This is a genomic window from Porphyromonas asaccharolytica DSM 20707 (assembly GCF_000212375.1).
GTDB lineage: Bacteria > Bacteroidota > Bacteroidia > Bacteroidales > Porphyromonadaceae > Porphyromonas > Porphyromonas asaccharolytica.
Window position 1 is genome coordinate 1717664 of sequence record NC_015501.1, and the last position, 21422, is coordinate 1739085.

Annotated in this window: 14 protein-coding genes; 5 read left to right on the forward strand and 9 right to left on the reverse strand. The window is 53.3% G+C overall.

Annotated features, from left to right (window positions below; all coding sequences use genetic code 11):
* Positions 1-39 precede the first annotated feature (39 nt).
* Positions 40-1560: a PhoH family protein gene (locus PORAS_RS06640; RefSeq protein WP_004330598.1), complete on the reverse strand. Its 1521-nt coding sequence runs from the start codon at positions 1558-1560 to the stop codon at positions 40-42.
* A gap of 132 nt (positions 1561-1692) precedes the next feature.
* Between PORAS_RS06640 and PORAS_RS06645 the strand changes: the two genes are divergently transcribed.
* Genes PORAS_RS06645 through PORAS_RS06660 form a run of 4 tightly spaced genes read left to right on the forward strand, consistent with a single transcriptional unit; the run spans position 1693 to position 7605 of the window.
* Entirely contained in the window at positions 1693-3444 is a 1752-nt protein-coding gene (locus PORAS_RS06645; protein ID WP_013760658.1) for a phospho-sugar mutase, read from the forward strand.
* Positions 3445-3465: 21 nt separating this feature from the next.
* Positions 3466-5712, forward strand: coding sequence for a tetratricopeptide repeat protein (locus PORAS_RS06650; protein WP_013760659.1), 2247 nt, complete (start codon positions 3466-3468; stop codon positions 5710-5712).
* A gap of 35 nt (positions 5713-5747) precedes the next feature.
* On the forward strand, positions 5748-7019 hold the full coding sequence (locus PORAS_RS06655; protein WP_013760660.1) for a phosphoglycerate kinase: 1272 nt from the start codon (positions 5748-5750) through the stop codon (positions 7017-7019).
* Complete coding sequence (locus tag PORAS_RS06660; RefSeq protein WP_013760661.1) at positions 7009-7605, forward strand: GNAT family N-acetyltransferase; 597 nt, start codon at positions 7009-7011, stop codon at positions 7603-7605. Before PORAS_RS06655 ends, PORAS_RS06660 begins: the two co-directional genes overlap by 11 nt.
* A 261-nt stretch (positions 7606-7866) precedes the next feature.
* On the opposite strand, the gene PORAS_RS06665 is transcribed toward PORAS_RS06660, so the two are convergent.
* Both PORAS_RS06665 and PORAS_RS06670 read right to left on the reverse strand, forming a co-directional pair.
* Positions 7867-9597, reverse strand: a complete 1731-nt coding sequence (locus PORAS_RS06665; protein WP_013760662.1) for an ABC transporter ATP-binding protein — start codon at positions 9595-9597, stop codon at positions 7867-7869.
* Between the two features lie 3 nt (positions 9598-9600).
* Positions 9601-11376 (reverse strand): ABC transporter ATP-binding protein, encoded by a 1776-nt coding sequence (locus PORAS_RS06670; RefSeq protein ID WP_013760663.1) that lies wholly within the window; start codon positions 11374-11376, stop codon positions 9601-9603.
* A gap of 630 nt (positions 11377-12006) precedes the next feature.
* On the opposite strand from PORAS_RS06670, the gene gdhA reads away from it, so the two are divergent.
* The gene (gdhA, locus tag PORAS_RS06675; protein ID WP_004330596.1) at positions 12007-13344 is read left to right on the forward strand and encodes an NADP-specific glutamate dehydrogenase; all 1338 of its coding nucleotides are present in this window, start codon (positions 12007-12009) and stop codon (positions 13342-13344) included.
* Between the two features lie 158 nt (positions 13345-13502).
* Here the strand turns inward: gdhA and ung are convergent, their stop codons facing one another.
* The 6 genes from ung to PORAS_RS06705 form a co-directional block, all read right to left on the reverse strand.
* Positions 13503-14168 (reverse strand): uracil-DNA glycosylase, encoded by a 666-nt coding sequence (ung, locus tag PORAS_RS06680; RefSeq protein WP_013760665.1) that lies wholly within the window; start codon positions 14166-14168, stop codon positions 13503-13505.
* A 107-nt stretch (positions 14169-14275) separates the two neighbouring features.
* Positions 14276-15586, reverse strand: a complete 1311-nt coding sequence (locus PORAS_RS06685; RefSeq protein WP_013760666.1) for an acetyl-CoA hydrolase/transferase family protein — start codon at positions 15584-15586, stop codon at positions 14276-14278.
* Positions 15587-15735: 149 nt separating this feature from the next.
* The gene (locus PORAS_RS06690) at positions 15736-16896 is read right to left on the reverse strand and encodes an iron-containing alcohol dehydrogenase (RefSeq protein ID WP_174258536.1); all 1161 of its coding nucleotides are present in this window, start codon (positions 16894-16896) and stop codon (positions 15736-15738) included.
* A 73-nt stretch (positions 16897-16969) separates the two neighbouring features.
* Complete coding sequence (locus tag PORAS_RS06695) at positions 16970-17872, reverse strand: Ppx/GppA phosphatase family protein (protein ID WP_013760668.1); 903 nt, start codon at positions 17870-17872, stop codon at positions 16970-16972.
* Complete coding sequence (locus tag PORAS_RS06700) at positions 17869-19968, reverse strand: RNA degradosome polyphosphate kinase (protein ID WP_013760669.1); 2100 nt, start codon at positions 19966-19968, stop codon at positions 17869-17871. Before PORAS_RS06700 ends, PORAS_RS06695 begins: the two co-directional genes overlap by 4 nt.
* Positions 19969-20049: 81 nt before the next feature.
* Positions 20050-21288 (reverse strand): nucleotide sugar dehydrogenase, encoded by a 1239-nt coding sequence (locus PORAS_RS06705; RefSeq protein WP_004330592.1) that lies wholly within the window; start codon positions 21286-21288, stop codon positions 20050-20052.
* Positions 21289-21422 lie beyond the last annotated feature (134 nt).

Here is a 21422-nt window from a genome sequence, read left to right on the forward strand (position 1 = left end):
AGTGCTACTAAGCCTCTAGTAGCACTAGTATCTATAGCATTAGAGTAGGTGCGAAGCCAGCTCACTGAGTTCGCTGCGCTCACCCTTGATCAGGTTGACGTGTGCGAAAAGCGTCTCGCCACGCATCTTATCGATCATGTAGGCCAGACCATTGCTCTGGCTGTCTAGATAAAGCGAATCGATCTGCTCCACGTCACCGCAGAAGATCATCTTCGTTCCCTCACCGGCACGTGTGATGATCGTTTTGACCTCGTTCGGGGTTAGATTTTGCGCCTCGTCGACGATCACGATAGCGTCCGCCAGACTACGACCACGCAGATAGGCCAGAGCCTCGATGATGAGCTTATTGTCCTGTTGTAGCTTCTCCAGCTCAGCCTGCTGCTTACCGCCCTTAAATTGCGACTTGATCACATTCAGATTGTCAAAGAGGGGCTGCATATAGGGACGTATCTTCTCCTGCTCCGTACCTGGCAGAGCACCGAGGTCCTTATTTGAGAGAGCCACAATAGGACGCGCCAGCATGATCTGCCCATAGCGGTCAGCTTGGTCTAGAGCTGCGGCAAGCGCTAGGAGCGTCTTACCCGTACCGGCCTTGCCCGAGAGTGCTACGAGGAGCACGTTGGGGTCCATCAGCACGTCGAAGGCAAAAGCTTGCTCCGCATTTCTAGGCGTGATGCCCATGTGGGTGTACTTATCGACCCGTCGCACCATCGCCTCAAAGGGGTTGTAACGCGCCAGCACACTGCTCTGGTCACTCTTGAGGACGAAGCACTCATTAGGTAGTATCTTGCTACCAAACTCAAACTCATCAAGTGGGACTCCCTGCTCATTGTTATAGAGACGATTGATAAGCTCTGCATCGATCCCCTCGAAGACTGGCTGAGCCTCCTCAAAGAGGTCGAAGGTCTGCACCTTATCGTTGAAGTAATCCTCGACAGGGATGCCGAGCGACTTAGCCTTCATACGGAGGTTGATGTCCTTGCTCACGAGGATCGTCTGCTCACCCTCGTTCGCCTCAGAGATGTGCAGTGTGGCGCTCAGGATCTTGTGGTCTGGGATGTTCTCCCCAAAGGCATGCGCCACACGCTCATGAGGCTTATTGCCTAGGTAGACGTAGAGGCGTCCTCTCCCCTCTCCTAGATCAACTCCATGCTCGAAGAAGTCAGCCCCCGTCAGCTCATCAAGCTTGCGAACGAAGGCTCGTGCATTGAAGTTGATCTGATCAGAGCCTTTCTTAAACTTGTCCAGCTCTTCGAGGACTACGATAGGGATATAAATGTCGTTGTCCTCAAACTTATCGATGCACTCATAGTCGTGCAGGATGACGTTGGTGTCCAGGACAAAGTTCTTACTGTGCGAAACACTTGTAGCCTTGCTCTTAGCACTGGAGCGGGGCGTCGTCTTGGATTGACTCTTGTTGGTAGTCTTCTTTCGCTCTGTAGTGGCAGAGGAGGTCTTCTTTTGAGCTGTTGGCATATTGGTCTGTTTTTCTAGTTCATATTCGCAAGCTTGTCTCTTGCTCGTCCCAAAGTTAGCTATTTTGCTCCAAACGGCCAGCATCTAGGAGAGAGAATCTTTTGTCTAGATAGGCTGGTTCTTCCTGAGAGAGCAAGCGAAAGATGTCGCTGGTTTGAAATATATTTGGTAAGTTTGTACTATCGAATAAGAACCAATCTAACAACAGAACATTCTATGGCAACTTTATCTCCCGAACTAATACAACAGGCACAAGATCGTGCCAAGCAATGGCTCGCACCCGCCTTCGACAGTGAGACTCGTCAGCAAGTAGAGACTCTCCTTGCAGCTGAGGATAAGACGCCTCTCGTGGAGGCATTTTACCAAGTACTAGTGTTTGGCACGGGCGGTCTGCGCGGCATCATGGGCGCTGGCACCAACCGTATGAACAAATACACCGTCGGCATGGCTACCCAGGGACTGGCCAACTATCTCCTGCAATGCTTCGCTGGCGAAGAGATCTCCGTCGCTATCGGCTACGATGGGCGCAACAACAGCCCCTTCTTCGCTCAGACGACAGCCGACGTGCTCACGGCAAACGGCATCAAGGTCTACCTCTACGACGCACTTCGCCCTACCCCGATGGTCTCCTATGCGATCCGTCAGCTGGGATGCAAGAGCGGTGTCATGGTGACGGCCTCGCACAACCCCAAGGAGTACAACGGCTATAAAGTTTTCTGGAGCGATGGCGCTCAGATCATAGCCCCGCACGACAAAGCAATCGTCAACGAGGTAAAGAGCATCACAAACATTGACCAAGTGAAGTGGCAGGGCAATCCAGCGCTCGTCGAGATGATCGGTGCCGAGATGGACGACCGCTTTATCCACGATGTGTGTAGTCTATCGCTCTCGCCTGAGTCGGTAGAGCGTCATCGTGATATGGGGATCGTCTACACACCTATTCATGGTACAGGCGTGCGCATCGTGCCTCGTGCGCTAGAGGCTTTTGGCTTTAAGAACATCATCCATGTACCGGAGCAAGATGTGATCGATGGCAACTTTCCCACGGTCGTATCGCCAAACCCCGAGGAGCCAGCAGCTATGAAGCTGGCGATAGAGCGTGCCGAGGCTACGGGTGCTGACCTAGTCCTAGCGAGTGATCCCGACGGCGATCGCATCGGTGTCGCTGTACGTAACGAGCAGGGTGAGATGCACCTAATCAATGGCAATCAGATCTGCGCTCTGCTGACCTACTACTCAATAGCCCGCCGCAAAGAGCTGGGCGACCTACGTCCCGATGACTTTGTGGTCAAGACAATTGTGACCACGGAGCTGATCCCCGCCATTGCGAAGGACTACGGAGTGGACTATATGGATTGCTACACAGGCTTTAAGTGGATCGCTAATGAAATACGCGAGCAGGAGGGCAAGCGGCGCTATATAGGTGGCGGCGAGGAGAGCTACGGCTACCTCTGGGAGACATTCGTACGAGACAAGAGTTCGGTGTCGGCTTGTGCTATCTTTGCAGAGCTGACGGCGTGGGCTCTGGACAAGGGGTTGACCATTGATATGCTTCTTGAGAAGATCTACTACGAGCATGGCTACTTCCTCGAGCAGGGCGTCAGTGTAGTACGCAAGGGCATCAAGGGGGCTCAGGAGATAAGCCAGATGATGGTCGACTACCGCTCCAACCCAATGAAGGAGCTGGCGGGCAGTCCCGTGGTTAAGATCCTAGACTATCAGTCGCTTGAGGGTAAGTGCCTCAAGAGTGGCGAGACCTTCCCGATCAAGATGCCTGCAACCAGCAATGTACTACAGTATCACACGGCCGATGGAACAGTGCTCTCGATACGTCCCTCAGGTACGGAGCCTAAGATCAAGTACTACATCGGTGTCACCTACAAGCGTGGCTCCGATCCCGCTTGCGATCATCCGGAGCAGCTACTTCGCGACCGCATCAAGGCTATACGTGAGCAGTTAAGCATCTAAGAGCAGGTACACATTATATATATGGTTACAGACGACATCTACCAGCTCATCTCTGAGCATCAGATCGCCGCAGCCGTCAAGCTACTAGGCGAGCAGATGCAGTCTCATGTGCGTATTCCTGTGGAGCAGCGTGATCGCTACCACTCGGCAAAGCGTATCCTAGAGACGATGCTGCAATACCTAGAGTCGCCGATACAAGATCCAGAACTGGAGACTAACTACAGCTACCTGCTCCGGACGCTCTACGAGGTGACCGATGCTCTGAGAGATACCGAGTGGTTAGCTCAATCGCCTCAGTACGAAAAGCAGTCGAAGTACTACTCCCTACTGCTGGACAATGGTGGGCTCTCGATGGTTGTCGAGCAACTGACACTTCAGTCCAACCTGGCCACAGTAGACCGTCCGCGCTACGACGAGCTGGTTACAAGGCTCTCGATGGGACTACTCTACACACAGGAGTGGAGCGATGAGATCTCCTCTTCACTAGATCAGCTCGACGACTATGTACAGCAGGCAGCACTCACAGCTGTCACCCTATCTTTGCTACGCTCGTGGCATTGGGGCAAGCTTTGCTGGCTCCTCGCTAAGCTCATGAAGACACAAGGCGAGCAGACGATGGTGCGCATTCGTACCGTCGTCGGGGTGCTACTCGTTGGTGAACTATATAGTAGCCGTCTAGCACTCTACGAGGAGCAGCTTCCCTATACGCTCCAGCAGATCGGCGAGGCGATTACCCTCGAGGAGTATGACATGGTCTGGAGCCATCGCCTGCGCATGAAGTATACGCCACAGGTTGTAGAGTATGTGCAGAAGCTCTTCGGGCGATTCAACAGCCCTGAGTTTCAGCAACGCTTTCAGGAGATTATCTCCTCAACAGGTGATAGAGAGGGTCCAGCCACCTTCGAGAGTGTCTTCGGGGATGAGGAGGAGTTACTGCCCCTCGTAGACGATGTACAGGATGGGTACGAAGCGCTAAAGCGGCTCGTGGCACGAGGCTTCGATGTCAATGCCTTTGCGACTAGCTCGCTCCTGCAGGGGCCTTTCTTTGACGATGAGGCGCACTGGCTCATCCCGTTTGACCTGCAGCACAGTTCGCTAGGAGCTGTGATGGCTCAGTTTAGCAATGAGTACCAGCTCGGTGAGGATCAGCTGATGACGCTACTGCGGGAGTCTATCTTCCAGCAGGTAGACATAGACTTCTACGGCTCCATCTTTAGGATTAGCCAGTTGCCTGGTCAGGTGCTACAAGGCATCTCGCAGGGCGTCCTAGCTATGGAGAATGTGATCAACCGTACCCCTTACCTCCGTCCACAAGAGCGGCGACTGCTAGCAGCGGAAGACTATACGAAAGCATTGCAAGGGTATATCTGTCAGCTGGCACGCATCTATAGCTTCATTGGAGCAAAGGTGGCAGCAGAGACTCCCTTTGAGATACGCTTTGGCAAGCTCAACCCCTTTGCCCAAAAGCAAACAGAGGAGCTATACGACAAGCATCTCGACTTGCTACGAGCTTATTGCGTTCAGACGAAAGAGTATGCCGGCGAGCAAGCTGCCATACAGTTTCAGCTCGGACGCACTTCAGAACCTGAGGCTCGTGCTCAGCTCATGTACCGCCTCGCACAGACCTACTACGAGGAGGAGAAGTACATGCAGGCTTACTTCGTCATGCAGCAGATTCCTCCGCAGCTACTATCGGGCGAGACCAGTCCGCTCTTTATTGCACAGATACTCTACCGCATGGAGCAACCAGGTCTTGCGATCGCATTGCTAGAGCAAGTGCGCCAGCATGCAGAGCCAGCGAAGCCTTCACTCGCTATCTTACGACTACTCGGCGTACTCTATGTGAAGCTCCGTCTCTACGACAAGGCACTCCCGTTGTTGCTACAATGCGAATTTGAGGACGAGCATCCCGACACGCTCTATCCACTCATCGCTTGGTGCCTCATGATGGCGCAGCGATGGGATGAGGCAAAGGCTTATGCCAGTCGCCCCGTCACCTCATACGACCAGCTGGACAAAGACTCTCTCGAGCTTCAATACAAAGAGTTCACTCCCCTACTGCCTGCTCTCTTTACGCTCATCGGTGGAGACCTACAGGGCACGCTACAAGCTCTAGGTAAGCTCCTCGCCACTGCTGACGAGCATCAGCAGAAGAGACTTATCTCCGTCTACGGAGAGTGCATGTACGACCTGCAGCAGCTAGGCGTGCCGAGTCATCTGCTGGAGCTGATACAGACTTGGCTTCATCAGCGCATAAACACTTTCTAAGTTCATTCACACAGACTAATTACATACCTCTATTCATGACAAATATTCATCAGTTCGACTTCTCAGGTCTTCGCGCACTCGTTCGTGTAGACTTCAACGTTCCCTTTGACGATCAGGGGCAGATCACCGACGACACCCGCATGCGTGCCGCCCTGCCTACGCTACGCAAGATTCTATCCGATGGTGGTAGCGTCATCATCGCTACGCACCTCGGTCGCCCCAAGGGTCGTGATCCCAAGCTCTCTACTGCGCTCATCGTGCCACATCTCAAGGAGCTCACCCATGTACCCGTCATCCACTGCCCTGTGAGCCGTGGTGCTCAGGCAAAAGAGATGGCGCAAGCACTTCAGCCGGGCGAAATCCTTGTATTGGAAAACGTACGCTTCGAGGAAGAGGAGCAAGGCAAGCTAAACAACCCTGACCAATACACCAACGAAGAGGACCTCAAAGCTGCTAAGGCTGATCTCAAGGAGCGTCAGAAGGCTTACGCCAAGGAGATGGCTACACTAGCTGATGTCTACGTCAACGATGCCTTTGGTGCCGCACACCGAGCACACGCCACGACAGCTCTCATCGCTCAGTACTTTGCCGCAGACAAGAAAATGTTTGGCATGCTCATGCTACAAGAGGTCGAGGCTGTGCAGCGTGTCCTACATGGTGCTAAGCACCCCTTTACCGCCATCTTAGGAGGCTCTAAGGTCTCCTCCAAGATCGACATCATCCTCAACCTGATGGACAAGGTGGACAACCTCATCATCGGGGGCGGCATGGCCTATACCTTTGTCAAGGCACAGGGTGGCGAGATCGGTCGCTCCCTCTGTGAGGAGGACAAGATCGACGTGGCACGAGACATCATGGAGCGTGCTAAAGCTAAGGGTGTGCGACTGCTCCTACCTGCAGATACGGTCGCCACATGTGACTTTGCCAACAATGCGCCTGCCGAGACTTACCCAACCAATCAGATCCCTGCCGACCGCATGGGTATGGACATCGGTGCTCAGGCTTGCGCAGACTACCGTGAGGTCATCCTGACCAGCAAGACGATCCTGTGGAATGGACCCGCGGGAGTCTTTGAGTTTGACAACTTCGCTCGTGGCTCCGAGGCTATCGCCCAGGCAGTCGCTGAGGCTACACGACAAGGCGCTTACTCGCTCGTCGGAGGTGGTGACAGTGTCGCCTGCATCAACAAGCTCGGTCTAGGCGACGAAGTATCTTACGTATCCACCGGTGGTGGTGCACTCCTAGAGGCTATCGAGGGGAAAGCACTCCCCGGCATCGTAGCCATCGATCCGAACTATGGCAAGTAATTCGCCGGATAGCTCCTCCTCTACCCCATTCGTCTCGCTAGTTCGCATGACGCGGTGTGACCTCTGCAATGAGATGCACCAGAGCCATCTGCCTACGCTCAGACAGCTTTACGAGGAGGCCTTTCCTCATAGTGAGCGACGTCCTTGGAGTGACCTAGAGCAGCTCATCGGGGAGCAGGGAGCTTACCACTTCTTCATCTTAGAGCATCCCGAGCTAGGAGTCGTAGGCTTCGTCACACTGTGGCACTTTGACGACTTCTACTACGGAGAGCACTTTGCCATCCTGCCACAGCTACGTAACCATCGCCTTGGCGAGCAGACACTGCACACCATAAAAGAGTACATAGGTCACGAGCCAATCTACTTTGAGGTGGAGCCAGAGACGCTCTCCGAGATCGCAGGGCGACGCATCAACTACTACGAGCGCAACGGCTTCCAAGTCGTCAAGCGGGACTACCTACAGCCCCCGTATCACCGTGAGGAGCAGGGCGTCCCGCTCTACATCATGTCGTCCGAGATGGGCGAGAGAGACTTCATCGAGCGAGTCTGCCAGACACTCGTCGATCGAGTCTACCCGCACTTCTAGACAGATACAACATCCCCAATCAACACAAGAGGAGACGGCCACACAAGTTGGTCGTCTCCTCTTTTCTTGTCTCTTTGATACCCAGTTCCTCCCTTGGAACTAAAAAGTTCCTCCGCTGGAACTAAAAAGTTCCAAACGGGGAACTGTTTTTGGAACTCGTATGTACTACTAAGCCAGCACGATACAAAGAGATCCCAAGTCCGCTCCTCAGATTTCGCCAAAGGGGGGACAGTAAGAGCTGCAGGGCTAAGTTGCCTTTGCCTAGCTCTCTACCCGCTGCAGGTCACAAGCGGTGCGGTAGTAGCCCGGCACATCGTACAGTTCGTCAGGCGTACCAGAGGCAGCGACCGTGCCCCCAGAGAGTACTACGATGCGGTCCGCATTGCGTATCGTGCGCATACGATGGGCAATGATTAGCACCGTCTTATCCGTCGTAAGCTGTGAGAGAGCCCGCTGTATCTGCGTCTCACTCTCCGCATCTTGGCTCGCAGTCGCCTCATCGAGGATGATGATCGGAGCATTCTTGAGGATAGCTCGAGCTATCGATATGCGCTGACGCTCACCGCCAGAGAGGCGACTGCCATTCTCCCCTATCTGCGTCTGGTACCCCTCGGGCAGCCGCGCTACAAAGTCGTCACACTGCGCCAGCCGAGCTGCCTCGAGGACCTCGGCATCTGTCGCCTCTTTGCGTCCGATGCGAATGTTTTCCATCACCGTATTATTAAAGAGTACCACATCTTGGAAGACGATGGCGTAGTACTTGAGGAGTGTCTCTGGTTCGACTGCTGTTAAGTCTTCGCCCCCGAGCGATACGGTACCACTCTGACAGTCCCAGAAGCGGGAGGCTAGTCGTGCACAGGTACTCTTGCCACCACCGCTCGGACCGACGAGAGCCGTCACCTCGCCCTGCTTGGCGGTAAAGGAGACATTATTCAGCACCTGCGCATCCTCATTGTAAGAAAAGGATACATCCTCAAACGTTAGGTCGAAGCTCTTAGGCGTAAAGTCCGTCCGCCCCTCCTGCGTCGGCATATTGTAGATCTCATTCATACGATCTATCCGCACAGAGGCAAAGAGCGTTAGGAGCGCATTCGCCATCAGCATAGTCAGCGGGGTATAGACCGACACAGAGATGAGCAGGAAGAAGAGGAGGATGCCGAGCGACACCTCTCCCGCTAGGTAAAGGTGGCTCCCCACGATGACCAGCGTCGGTATAGCCAGCTGTAGCAAAGAGCGTAGTCCATTGACCACGACGAAGCTAGCCAACTCGGTGTTAAAGCAAGTGCGCTCATAACTCGCCAAGACGGTATCCAGCTCTGTCATATAGAGCGTTTCGCCACCGTATGCCTTGATCGTCTGATGTAGCTGTAGCCCCTCCTCGACCTTTTCGCTCACAGAGAGTTGCGACTTGGATACCTTGACGAAGGAGCGCTTTTGCGAAGCCATACACCCCCATAGGATCAAGAGCGACACGGGCGCTGCCCAAAAGAGAGCCACGGCTAACCGCCAATCTAAGAAGGCTAATCCACAGCCCGCCAAGATGAGGACGATAAAGGAAGCAACCATCTGCGGTAGTGCATGCGAATAGGCGTTTTCAAGAAATGAGACGTCAGACATCACACGACTTGTCAGATCGCTCGCATCGTGGCGGTCGAAGAAGGAGAGCGGTAGTCGTCTCATCTTCTCCGCTAGTCGTATGCGCATAGTAGCACTCTCGCTGTAGACGGCTAGGAAGGTACTGTTGTACTGTCTGCGAGTGATGAGATACATACCTATTATAGATAGGAGTGCCATCCCTATCAGCCCCCAGAGGGTGAGGTCTCTGCTCTCGCCAAAGAGCTCCATCATTAGAAGGTAGACGAGCATCACGGGGAGCATGAAGGAGAGGTTTTGCGCACCAGTCCAGAGACAAGCCGAGAGGAAGTTATGCGCTCCTCTAGGCGAGAGCGCCATCTTGCGCTCCATCCAGTTGATTAGATTTAGATGCTTCATAGCTTATATAGTCCATTTGATAGATTCTTGATACTCTTGCCACATAGAGGCGTAGAGTCCATTAGTACGAGCCAGTAGCTCCGTGTGGGTGCCTTGCTCTACGATGCGTCCCTGCTGCATCACCACAATAAGATCCGCATTGACCACCGAGGAGAGACGATGCGCTATCATCAGGACGGTCTTGTGCGCCATCAGACGATGCAGGCTCTCCTGGATCGCATGCTCACTCTCAGGGTCGGCAAAAGAGGTAGCCTCGTCCAGGAGCAGTATCGGCGCATCCTTGAGGAAAGCTCTCGCCAGAGCTATCCGCTGCTGCTCTCCCCCACTGAGGTAGACGCCCTTAGAGCCGATGACCGTGTCCAACCCTTGTGGCAGACTACGCACCAGATCTAGGCAGTGCGCTTTGTCGAGAGCCGCATAGATCTCTTCGTCCGTAGCTTTAGCAGATCCGTAGGCTACATTGTCACGGATGGACTTCTTAAAGAGCCTTTCATTCTGGAAGACGAAAGAGATGTGCCGTAGCACCTCCTCGACGGCAACCTGACTTATATCTTCCCCCCCGATAGTAATCCGCCCTGTCTCCACATCCCAAAAGCGAGCCACGAGACGAGCCATCGTTGTCTTGCCACTACCGCTAGCTCCTACGAGAGCCACGCATGCACCTTCAGGGATTGTGAGCGTCACATCACTCACCGCCAGAGGAGCCTCTGGAGTATATCTAAAGGATACCCCCTCCAGCTGGATCGTATGACTAGAAAGCTTGAGAGGCGTACTGTCCTTTGCCCCCAAAGAGGCATCGCAGAGGGCATCCAGCCTATCCAAAGCCTGCACAGCCTCACGCTTGCCACTGACCACATACATGAGCCGCATCGTACACTCACCGATGAAGGGCGTCACGAGGATAAAGAAGACCAAGCTACTCACCACACCGACCATATCTTCGCCTCGGCTCAAGAGATAATAGGCAAAGGGTACCAAGATAAAGGCATAGCCAAAGGAAGCTACCGTGTAGATGCTAAACATACGCCGACAACTACGGGCATAGACCTTCGCCCACTTAGCATAGTCCAAGAGCGTCTGGTGAAAAGCATTGAAGGAGTAGATCGACTGCTGGAAAGCTTTCACCACAGGCATACCACGCACATACTCAACCGCCTCGCTGCTCATCCTTTGCTGGTGATTCATATAGGCACCCATACTCTCACGGTACGCTTTGTTGGTCATCATCGAGCCCATCGCTAGGAGCTGTATCAAGACTGGTATGAGACAGAGCAGAGCCATCCGCCACTCTAGGACAAACATCATCACGCAGAGCGTAGCAAAGCAGACCAGCGTCCCAACGAGGTCTGGCAAGAGGTGAGCGCAGAAAGTGTGGGTCAGACCAACATTGTCGTCGATGACGTTCTTGAGCTTGCCTAGGTTCTGCTGATCGAAGAAGCCCAAGGGCATCTCCAGCATACGCCTCATAGCATCCCCTCGCAGAGTACGCTCTACCCTAAAGGCTGCCACATGCGTCAGCACCAACGCCACCGCATAGAGGAGTATATGGAGCAGTCCCGTCCCGACTGCCCACCAAGCCCATCGCGTGATGGTGCCTGAGTCCACAGAGCCTCCGAGCAGCTCCCGCAGGATAAGCCAAATAAAGATGAATGGCACCAGTGCCACCACGTGCGCCACAGCAGAGCAGACCAGCCCTAGATAAGCGAGCGGTCGCTTGCTCCCCATGGAGCGTCCTAGGCGTCCCAATGCGCCTAGGGATTGATTGTTTGATTGTCTCATATTGATCTGTTGTTATATACGTTGTTATATACTTGGAGCCGTTTTACTGAAATAGCCCCTATGTGCAAGAGCGTTTAGAGAGGAGGTGAAAAGCATCTCCCTATGGACACCCTTACACTGTGCAAAGGTAGAGCGTAATCGTTAGAACAGCAATACCAAATAGTCGGTAATCTATTGTATATCAAAGCAATGTGAACGTTCAGCATCCATCGTTCGAGGCCTATCATGCCTCCTCCCTTCGATTAGTTAAATTCTGAATACTATAAGTAGAGAGATGCGCCCAGATACTGATTTCTCACGAGGAAATTGAAATTCTTCAGGGAGCAATCGGCAAATTCCTCCGAAGTTTCATTTCATTCTTCCGAAGTTTTATTTGACTCTTCCGATCTATTTCGGCTTTTCTCGGTAGAGATTTGAGATTTCCTAGTGAGTTATTTGGCAAATAGTTCGTATGACCCCAAAGTTGTCGGCACAAGATGTCAGCTCCAGACGGCTTCTTTCCTGCACCCCAAGTAGGAATGGAGGGACTTGACTCAGCTTTTTAGACTTTGGTATGCTGAGGGCTTGCTTCATTGGGAAATTAGGCGTAACTTTGTGGTACATATCTGATAATCCTAATCATTAATTCAAATGAAGACAAGTGAGATCATTGCCCAGCTAGAGGCAAAGCATCCAGGCGAGCCGGAGTTCATCCAGGCTGTCCGTGAGGTCCTCCTTTCTATCGAGGACATTTACAACCAGCATCCAGAGTTTGAGAAGAACAAGATCGTCGAGCGTCTCGTCGAGCCCGACCGTATCTTCACCTTCCGTATCCCCTGGGTAGACGACAAGGGTGAGGTACAGATCAACCTCGGTTACCGCGTACAGTTCAACAACGCCATTGGCCCGTACAAGGGTGGTACACGTTTTCACCACACGGTGAACCTCTCTACCCTCAAGTTCCTCGGCTTCGAGCAGACCTTCAAGAACGCCCTCTCTACGCTACCTATGGGTGGTGGCAAGGGTGGCTCTGACTTCTCTCCAAAGGGAAAGAGCGAGCGCGAGATCATGCGCTTCTGCCAGGCTTATGTCACAGAGCTCTACAAGTACATTGGGCCGGACATGGATATCCCTGCAGGCGATGTAGGTGTCGGTGGTCGTGAGGTAGGCTTTATGTATGGTATGTACAAGAAGCTCACCCGTGAGTGCACTGGTACTTTCACAGGCAAGGGTCATGAGTTTGGTGGATCACGCCTCCGTCCAGAGTCTACTGGCTACGGTGCTATCTACATGGTCAATGATATCTGCAAGCAGCACAACATCGACTTCAAGGGCAAGACAGTTGCTATCTCAGGCTTCGGTAACGTCGCTTGGGGTGCTACTATGAAGGCTACTGAGCTAGGTGCTAAGGTTGTCTGCATCTCTGGTCCTGATGGTTACATCTACGATGAGAACGGTGTCAGCACACAGGAGAAGTTTGACTATATGTGCGAGCTCCGTAATAGTGGCAACGACGTCGTAGAGCCATACGCTAAGAAGTTTGGCGCACAGTTCTTCGCAGGCAAGAAGCCCTGGGAGCACAAGGTAGACATCGCTCTCCCCTGCGCTATCCAGAATGAGCTCAACGGTGACGATGCTAAGAAGCTCGTCGAGAACGGTGTAACGATCGTTGCTGAGGTTTCTAACATGGGTTGTACAGCAGAGGCTGCTGAGTACTTCGTTGAGAAGCGCATCATCTTCGCTCCTGGTAAGGCTGTCAACTGCGGTGGTGTCTCCTGCTCTTGCCTAGAGATGTCGCAGAACGCTGCTCACATCTACTGGTCTGAGGCTGAGGTAGACGAGCGTCTACACCAGATCATGAAGGACATCCACACTCAGTGCGTAGAGTACGGTAAGGAGCCAGACGGCTACATCAACTACGTCAAGGGTGCTAACATTGCCGGCTTCATGAAGGTCGCTAAGGCAATGGTTGGTCAGGGCGTCTGCTAAAACAGATATACAGCACAATAGCCTAGCTACACACGTATGCGTGTCAGCTAGGCTATAGCTTATACCTTATTTGTTTGCCTTTTCATTAGAGAGGGTCGCTATTCACTCAGTGTGAGTAGCGACCCTCTCTCTATCTATCTCTTATGTCTACACCCTTATCACCAGCGGATCGGCTCGTAGCCGTATCGCTGTAGGTAAGCATTGGCCTTGGAAAAGTGCCGACAGCCGAAGAAGCCCCGATGAGCCGACAGCGGACTAGGATGAGGCGCCTCGAGGATGAGGTGCTTCTGGCGGTCTATCAGCGCCCGCTTACAGCGTGCATAGTTGCCCCACAGCATGAAGACGAGATGCTCCCTCTGACTACTCAGGAGCGAGATGACCTGATCGGTGAAGGTCTCCCACCCGCGTCCCTGATGCGAGCCTGCTTCGTGTGCTACGACCGTGAGCGTAGCGTTCAGCAAGAGGACACCCTGACTGCACCATGGCGTCAGATGCCCCCCGACGATCTGCGAGGGATGCCCTAGGTCAGAGGCGATCTCAGTCAATATGTTGCGCAGACTGGGTGGCACCTCGACACCCTCTGGCACGGAGAAGGCTAGCCCCTCGGCTTGCCCCACGCCGTGGTAAGGATCCTGCCCGAGGATGACGACCCGCACATCTTCGAAGGGACAAAGATCAAAGGCTCGAAAGATCTGTCCCCCAGGGGGGTAGATCCTCTTCGTCTGATACTCCGAGCGCACAAAAGAGGTCAGCGTCTCAAAGTAAAACTTCTCGAACTCTTCCTCTAGCACTCGATGCCAGCTAGGCTCTATGCGTACATTCATACGAATGGCTCAATAGTTTTATCAAAAAGCTAAGCGAGCCTCCTCTGAGCAACGATACTGGTGTCGCTACTAGAGAAGACTCGCATATAATGGTCAGTAAGTTATGACTACTTGCCCCAGCGCTTGATGACAGCCTCTTGTAGCATCTCCCTAAACTTAGGATGTGCGATGCCAATGAGAGCCTCAGCGCGCTCACGAGCCGTCTTGCCACGCAGACGTGCTACACCGTACTCCGTGATGACATAGTCCACATCGTTGCGACCAGTAGTCACTGCTGCGCCCTCTGCTAGGATAGGCACGATACGGCTGATCTCGCCGCCCTTGGCAGTAGAAGCGAAGGCGAGGATACTACGCCCGCCCTTGGAGCGTCTTGCACCACGCATGAAGTCCACCTGACCACCAGAGCCACTCAGCATATTGTAGCCGATGCTCTCAGCATTGACCTGACCGAGCAGGTCAATCTCTAGGCAAGAATTGATCGAGACCATGTTGTCGATGCTAGCCACGACAAAGGGATCATTGGTATAGCTCACAGGATACATCTCAACCTCCTCATTGTGGTCGAAGAAGTCGTACAGTTCCTTCGTACCCATCGCAAAGGCCGTAACCACCTTGTTGGGGTTGCGCGTCTTACGCTTGCCCGTGATGACACCCTCACGCATCAGCTTCATGACACCATCGGTGATCATCTCAGAGTGGATACCTAGATCCTTGCGATCCTTAAGATTGCTCAGGACTGCATCTGGGATAGCACCAATGCCTAGCTGTAGCGTGTCGCCATCCTTGATCATCGAAGCGCAGATCTCACCGATCTTGCGCTCGATCTCACCAGGCACAGCGGGAGGTACCTCGGGTACAGCCGTGCTCACCTCAATGATATGATCCAGCTTCGTCACATGGATCAGGTTGTCGCCACCGATGAAGGGGAGCTGATCATTGACCTCAGCGATCACGATCCGAGCAGCCTCCACAGCAGGCTTGGTGTAGTCACACGAGAGACTGAAGGAGCAGTAGCCCTCTTCGTTAGGTGGAGTCACCTGCACGATAGCTACATCCACAGGATAGAAGCCATCCGTAAAAAGCCCTGGCACCTCATGGAAGTGACAAGGGAAGAAGTCCACCAACCCAGCACGGCATGCCTTGCGAGCATTGGCCTCGAGGAAGTTGACCTTAAGATTGAAGTGCTGTGCTATCTCCGGCGTGAACTGGTACCCAGCACCATAATACAGGACGTGAAAGATATTACCTGTGGGTAGCTCAGCGACATGCTCCATCATACACTTTAGGATTGTGTCTGGAGCAGCAGCTGCATGACCTACGACAATGTTACACCCCTCTGTGAGCTCCTTCTTGAGTGCCACTAGGGGGGTGGTCAGATGAGATTGATAATAGGACCTCCAGTCCTGATTCTTTTGCATAGTGTGTCTAGCTTATCTATTGTTTGAAATGATGTCTATACTTAGCCCTCAGAGGCACTTCCCCGCCCGTGCTGACTTTAGCATCAGCCCGAGCGAGGAGCGCATCAAGCTTTATCGGATACAAAGATACACATTATTACGGGAGCGACTTATTCGTAAGCCAGCTCCAGTATCTGTCGTACGATCTCAGGCGTCATATTCTGATGCTCTCCGAGCACGGTGCCACGCTCTGTAAAGCGGCGAACCACTTCGTCGATCACCTCATGAGGCACCTCCGCATCGCGTAGTGTGACCGAGAGCCCAAGCTTGGCAAAGAATTGCTTCGTCGCCTCGATAGCTGCCGTGATAGCGTGTTCTTCGCCCTGGCATGCCTGAGGGGTCAAGCCCCATATACGAGTAGCGTACTGCAGGAGCTTGTCCTGCTTACCTAGATGGCGCATCACCTGCAGTGTGGCGGGCAGGATGATAGCGAGCGTATGTCCGTGCGTCAGTCCCGTCAGAGCAGTCACCTCGTGACCTATATAGTGCGTACTCCAGTCTTGGTCCACACCCCACGAGAGATAGCCGTTGAGGCCGACAGTAGCGCAGAGCATGAACTCGCCCATCAGGTCGACATCCTTATGGTTGAGCGTCAGCCCTGGAGCGATCTCAATAAGCGTGTGTAGCACACCCTCGGCCATACGATCCATCAGGAGCGGACTGCGCATCGTCGTCATGTACTGCTCCATAACATGAACGAAGGTATCTGCTATACCACATGCTACTTGGTAAGGAGGTAGTGATGTCGGTACACGAGGGTCGAGGATAGAAAATTGTGGATGCTTGCTTGAGAACGAGTACTTCTCCTGAGTCTCACGACAAGAGATGACACCACCGCTATTCATCTCCGATCCCGTAGCGGGGATCGTGAGCACGACACCAAGAGGTAGATACTCGCCTCTATGCTTGCCAGCACGGACTATATCCCAGGGGTCTTGGTCACTGCACATCGCAGCGATGATTAGTTTGCTCGCATCTATGACAGAGCCGCCACCCACAGCTAGGACAAAGTCGCACTGCTCCTGACGCCCCAGCTGGACAGCTTTACGGATCGTCTCGACCGTAGGATTGGACTCGATGCCCCAAAACTCGGTCACCGAGCGCCCCTCTAGTGCTTGGCACACGGCATCGTAGACGCCATTGCGCCGTATGCTACCACCGCCCATCACAAGGAGGATGCGGTAGTGTGGATCAATGAGCCGAGGAAGCTCGGCAATGCGTCCCTCGCCGAAGACAAGCTTCGTGGGATTGTAGTATGTAAAGGGTTGTATCATGCTTCTTGGTAGATTAAAGTGTCAATTAAAAGATAGGCTTCGTAGCCTTGCCAAGAGCAAAGATACGAGTTTAGTCCATTATCTTCAGGTAAAGCTGATCGATAATGCCGTCCGCCACGCCAATCGTTGGCACGATCACCTGGTCCGCATGTAGTGCAGTGACTACTCTGGTGAAAAGCTCTCCCGCTGGGACGATCACATCGGAGCGATCAGGCTTTAGATTAAAGCGGGTCATACGCTGCTCATCTGTCAGCGCCGCAAGCGTCTCGTAGATCTCTTGCAGTGCCTCGGCAGAGATGAAGCGTGTATCAGGCATGGAGGGGTCTTTCGTGCCGTTGATCCGAGCAAGACGATTGATGTTGCCCCCCGTGCCGACGATGGTCGCAGATCCATACTGACTGTATAGATCCGAGAGATACTGGTCGAAAGCCTGAAAGGTCGCTTCTCGCACTACCCCACTCAGCATACGCACCGTGCCGATGTCAAAGGAGCGTGTGGCGACAGGCTCTCCTCCCACATAGAGGTTTAACTCGGTGCTACCTCCGCCCACATCCATAAAGAGGTAGTTACGATCTGTCGTGATGATGCGATGTATCTTACTTTGCGCCACGAGAGCAGCCTCCTCCTCACCAGAGATCACCTCTATCTCTATACCGGTCTTGCGCAGCACTTTGTCCACAATCTCATTAGCATTGCTCGCCTCTCGCATCGCTGAGGTTGCGCAGGCTCGGTAGTGAGCTACGTCGTAGATCTTCATCAGATGCTTGTAGACCTTCATGAGAGAGAGTATATCACGCTGCTTCCGCTTAGATATCTGCCCAGAGATAAAGGCATCTTCGCCCAGTCGAAGTGGTACACGCAGGAGCTGTATCTTGCTGAGCGGTTGCTCGGAGAGGTCACTATTGACGCACTTGATAAGGAGCCGCACTGCATTCGAGCCAATGTCAATGGCGGCGAGGTTGAGCTTTCTCATATCTTCGTATCAGTGTCTATATCTTGCTGTAGGTAGTAAGCGTAGAGGTCGGTCTGCGAGCGGTACCATGGCGTCGGAGCCTCCTCGCGCCGAGGACGACCATCGTGACTATTGACGTAGTGTCCCTGAGAGACGTCTTGCAGTCCGCACGCCACGATGTGATGCAGGTCTCGCTGTATCTCCTTATCGTAGACAGGAGCCACCACCTCGATACGACGATCTAGGTTGCGCTGCATCCAGTCCGCCGACCCGATGAAGTAGAGCGGATTGTCATTATTGCAAAAGATAAAGATGCGCGAGTGCTCTAGATAGCGATCTATGATGCCGTAGACGCGAATGTTTTCGCTCACCCCCTTGACACCAGGTACCAGCGAACAGTTCCCACGCACCAAGAGGTCAATGTCCACACCCGCCTGAGAGGCTGCGTAGAGACGCTTGATGAGGGCAGGATCGACGATGTGATTCACCTTTATCATAATGTAAGCAGGCTTGCCCGCAAGCTTGTTTTTGATCTCCCGATTGATCAGAGCGGTAAAGCGACGGCGCATATCATTTGGCGAGACCAGCAGCTCCTTAAAGTGGGTATCTAGGTAAGGCTTCTCGATATACTTAAAGACATCAGCCACCTCCCTCGCCACACTCTTATTGGCTGTCATAAGCATCACATCGGTGTAGACACGGGCTGTACCCTCGTGCATATTGCCCGTACCGATGCAAGCTATATCTCCATGTCGGGTCGTGATATGGACCAACTTGCTATGTATCTTGAGCGTCTCAGGACCAAAGAGCACATTGATGCCCGCCTCGATCATCTCCTTAGCCCAGGCTATGTTGCTCTCCTCGTCAAAGCGCGCCAGCAGCTCCACAACGACCGTCACCTTCTTGCCATTCTTAGCCGCAGCGATCAGGGCATTGATCACGTTCGAGTCCTTGGCGACACGATAGAGCGTACACTTGATCTCTTTCACCTCATCACTAATAGCTGCCTCACGCAGGAGACGCAGGAAGCGGTTGAAGCTGTGATAGGGGAAGTGCAAGTGGCGATCTTGATGCAGCACCTGATCGATCATACTCTCTGTAAAGTCAATACCATCACCTAGGATCGGTGTCTGTGGCGGATTACGCAAGTCTTGGCGACCGCACTTAGGAAAGTCCATCAAGTCACGCAGGTTGTGGTAACGTCCGCCTGCCACCTTGGCATCGTTGCTGTCTAGTCCGGCCTTGCGAAAGATCTTATTGCGCAGCGAGCCAGGCATATCGGCATCGTAGACCACACGGAGCATCTCTCCCTTGCGACGGCGACGCAGACCCTTAGAGACACGCTGCACCACACCTACATCGACATCCTCCTCGCGAATGTCCATCTCCGCATCCTTGGTAAACTTGAAGGTGTAAGCCTCAAAGTCATTGCACCGCAAGCCCGCAAAAATATACTTAAGGTTGAAGCGGATCACATCATCGAGGAACATGATGCAGACCCTCCCCTCCTCATCGTCTGCGATGCGGATGAATCGGCCGAACTTCTCTACCGGAGCCTTGATGATGCCGACGCTCTGACGCAGTGGTTTGTCACTCCCCGGCTCCAGCTCTTTCATCTGCACTGCTAAGTAGATCGACTCCTCTATCTGATCTGCCGAAAAGTCCATCTTGCGCAGCGAGAGCGGATTAGTACTCGCGCCCAGCTGCCTAATATAAAAGTCAAAGACCTGCTCCTTCTGTCGGGGCGTCAGCTCCAGCTCGTTGACCACTCGTATGCCCTCCTTAGCGAGATCGTCCAGAGCCTGCTGAAAGTTCTCCTCAAAGGTCTCAGCATACTCTTTATTGATTTTGTAGATCTTGCGCAGCGTCCGCTCCGCCTCCTTGCGCTGTGGTGCTGACAGATCCTCGTCCTCTGCGATGCGACGTAGCGAAGCCACACGCACACGAAAGAACTCGTCCAGATTGTTTGAGTAGATACCCAGGAAGTTCAGTCGCTCCATCAGCGGGACATCCTCTCGGGCACTCTCTAGCAGGATGCGCCGATTGAAGTACATCCAGCTTATATCTCGATCTATATAAGGGAATTTGTTCACTTTGCGTTTTGTTGTTTTGCCCATAAGTTGCGATACAATGGTATTTAGGCAAATGTACCACTTGTATGTTGAGGATCTGTTAAGGAATAGTGTACACCCACCGCTCTAATCACGGCGAAAGATGTCTCGTGTGTAGACCCGCTCAGCGACATCGTCGAGGTCGGCGTGGTAGCGGTTCGTAATGATCGCCTGAGAGCGAGCCTTAAAGGTCGCTAAGTCGTTCTCCACAAGGCTCCCGAAGAAGGTCGTATGCTGCGCCAGCGTAGGCTCGTAGATGATCACCTTAGCCCCCTTTGCCTTGATGCGCTTCATCACCCCCTGGATCGAAGAGTGACGGAAGTTATCACTGTGGCTCTTCATCGTCAGGCGGTAAATGCCGATGACACACTCACGCTCTTGCGTCGGGTCGTACTGATTCTCCTCCATATAACTATAGTAGCCCGCCATCTTGAGGACCTGATCAGCGATAAAGTCCTTGCGCGTACGATTGCTCGCCACGATGGCACCGATGATGTTTTGCGGCACAGCATCGTAGTTAGCGAGAAGCTGCTTCGTGTCCTTAGGCAGGCAGTAGCCTCCATAGCCAAAGGAGGGATTGTTGTAGTGATCGCCAATGCGAGGATCAAGGCAAACGCCCTCGATGATGCTCTTGCTGTCTAGATCCTTAAGCTCCGCATAGGTGTCCAGCTCGTTGAAGTAAGATACCCGCAGTGCCAGATAGGTGTTGGCAAAGAGCTTGACCGCCTCAGCCTCCGTCGTACCCATCAGCAGCACAGGCATATCTTGGCGAATGGCCCCCTCACGTATCAGCTCGGCAAAGCGCCCTGCACGCTCCCGCTGATGCGCGCTCTGCTTGTCATAACCCACGATAATGCGAGAAGGGTAAAGATTGTCGTAGAGCGCCTTGCTCTCACGAAGAAACTCTGGCGCAAAGAGGATATCATCGTAGCCCGTCAGCTCACGCAGATGAGCCGTATAGCCCACGGGCACCGTCGACTTAATCACAATCGTCGCAACGGGATTACAGGCTCGTACGGCAGTGACCACAGCCTCGACGGCAGAGGTGTTGAAGAAGTTTTGTACCGAGTCATAGTTGGTCGGCGTAGCCACCACGACGAAGTCTGCCCCTCGGTAAGCCTCCTCGGCATCTAGTGTAGTGCGTAGCTGGAGCTGTCGTGTCGCCAGGTACTCCTCGAGGTAGTCGTCCTGTATTGGTGACTTACGCTGATTGATCAGGTCTACCCGCTCGGGCAGTATGTCCACGCCCACGACCTCGTGGTGCTGTGCTAGGAGCACCGCCACCGAGAGACCCACATAGCCCATGCCTGCGACTGCTATCTTCATATGTTGAGAGGTTACATTTAAGTGTTTGGACAAAAATACAACAATTCGTGGATAGCGGCTCATTACCCCATCCAAAAAAGAATAACGCACATTCCACCCACTAATGCAACTTTCCAAAAACTTTTCAGCCTTGG

Coding starts and splice junctions, on each gene's coding strand:
- PORAS_RS06640 (WP_004330598.1), bottom strand. CDS start 1,560: ATGCTGGCCGTTTGGAGCAAAATAGCTAACTTTGGGACGAGCAAGAGA.
- PORAS_RS06645 (WP_013760658.1), top strand. CDS start 1,693: ATGGCAACTTTATCTCCCGAACTAATACAACAGGCACAAGATCGTGCC.
- PORAS_RS06650 (WP_013760659.1), top strand. CDS start 3,466: ATGGTTACAGACGACATCTACCAGCTCATCTCTGAGCATCAGATCGCC.
- PORAS_RS06655 (WP_013760660.1), top strand. CDS start 5,748: ATGACAAATATTCATCAGTTCGACTTCTCAGGTCTTCGCGCACTCGTT.
- PORAS_RS06660 (WP_013760661.1), top strand. CDS start 7,009: ATGGCAAGTAATTCGCCGGATAGCTCCTCCTCTACCCCATTCGTCTCG.
- PORAS_RS06665 (WP_013760662.1), bottom strand. CDS start 9,597: ATGAAGCATCTAAATCTAATCAACTGGATGGAGCGCAAGATGGCGCTC.
- PORAS_RS06670 (WP_013760663.1), bottom strand. CDS start 11,376: ATGAGACAATCAAACAATCAATCCCTAGGCGCATTGGGACGCCTAGGA.
- gdhA (WP_004330596.1), top strand. CDS start 12,007: ATGAAGACAAGTGAGATCATTGCCCAGCTAGAGGCAAAGCATCCAGGC.
- ung (WP_013760665.1), bottom strand. CDS start 14,168: ATGAATGTACGCATAGAGCCTAGCTGGCATCGAGTGCTAGAGGAAGAG.
- PORAS_RS06685 (WP_013760666.1), bottom strand. CDS start 15,586: ATGCAAAAGAATCAGGACTGGAGGTCCTATTATCAATCTCATCTGACC.
- PORAS_RS06695 (WP_013760668.1), bottom strand. CDS start 17,872: ATGAGAAAGCTCAACCTCGCCGCCATTGACATTGGCTCGAATGCAGTG.
- PORAS_RS06700 (WP_013760669.1), bottom strand. CDS start 19,968: ATGGGCAAAACAACAAAACGCAAAGTGAACAAATTCCCTTATATAGAT.
- PORAS_RS06705 (WP_004330592.1), bottom strand. CDS start 21,288: ATGAAGATAGCAGTCGCAGGCATGGGCTATGTGGGTCTCTCGGTGGCG.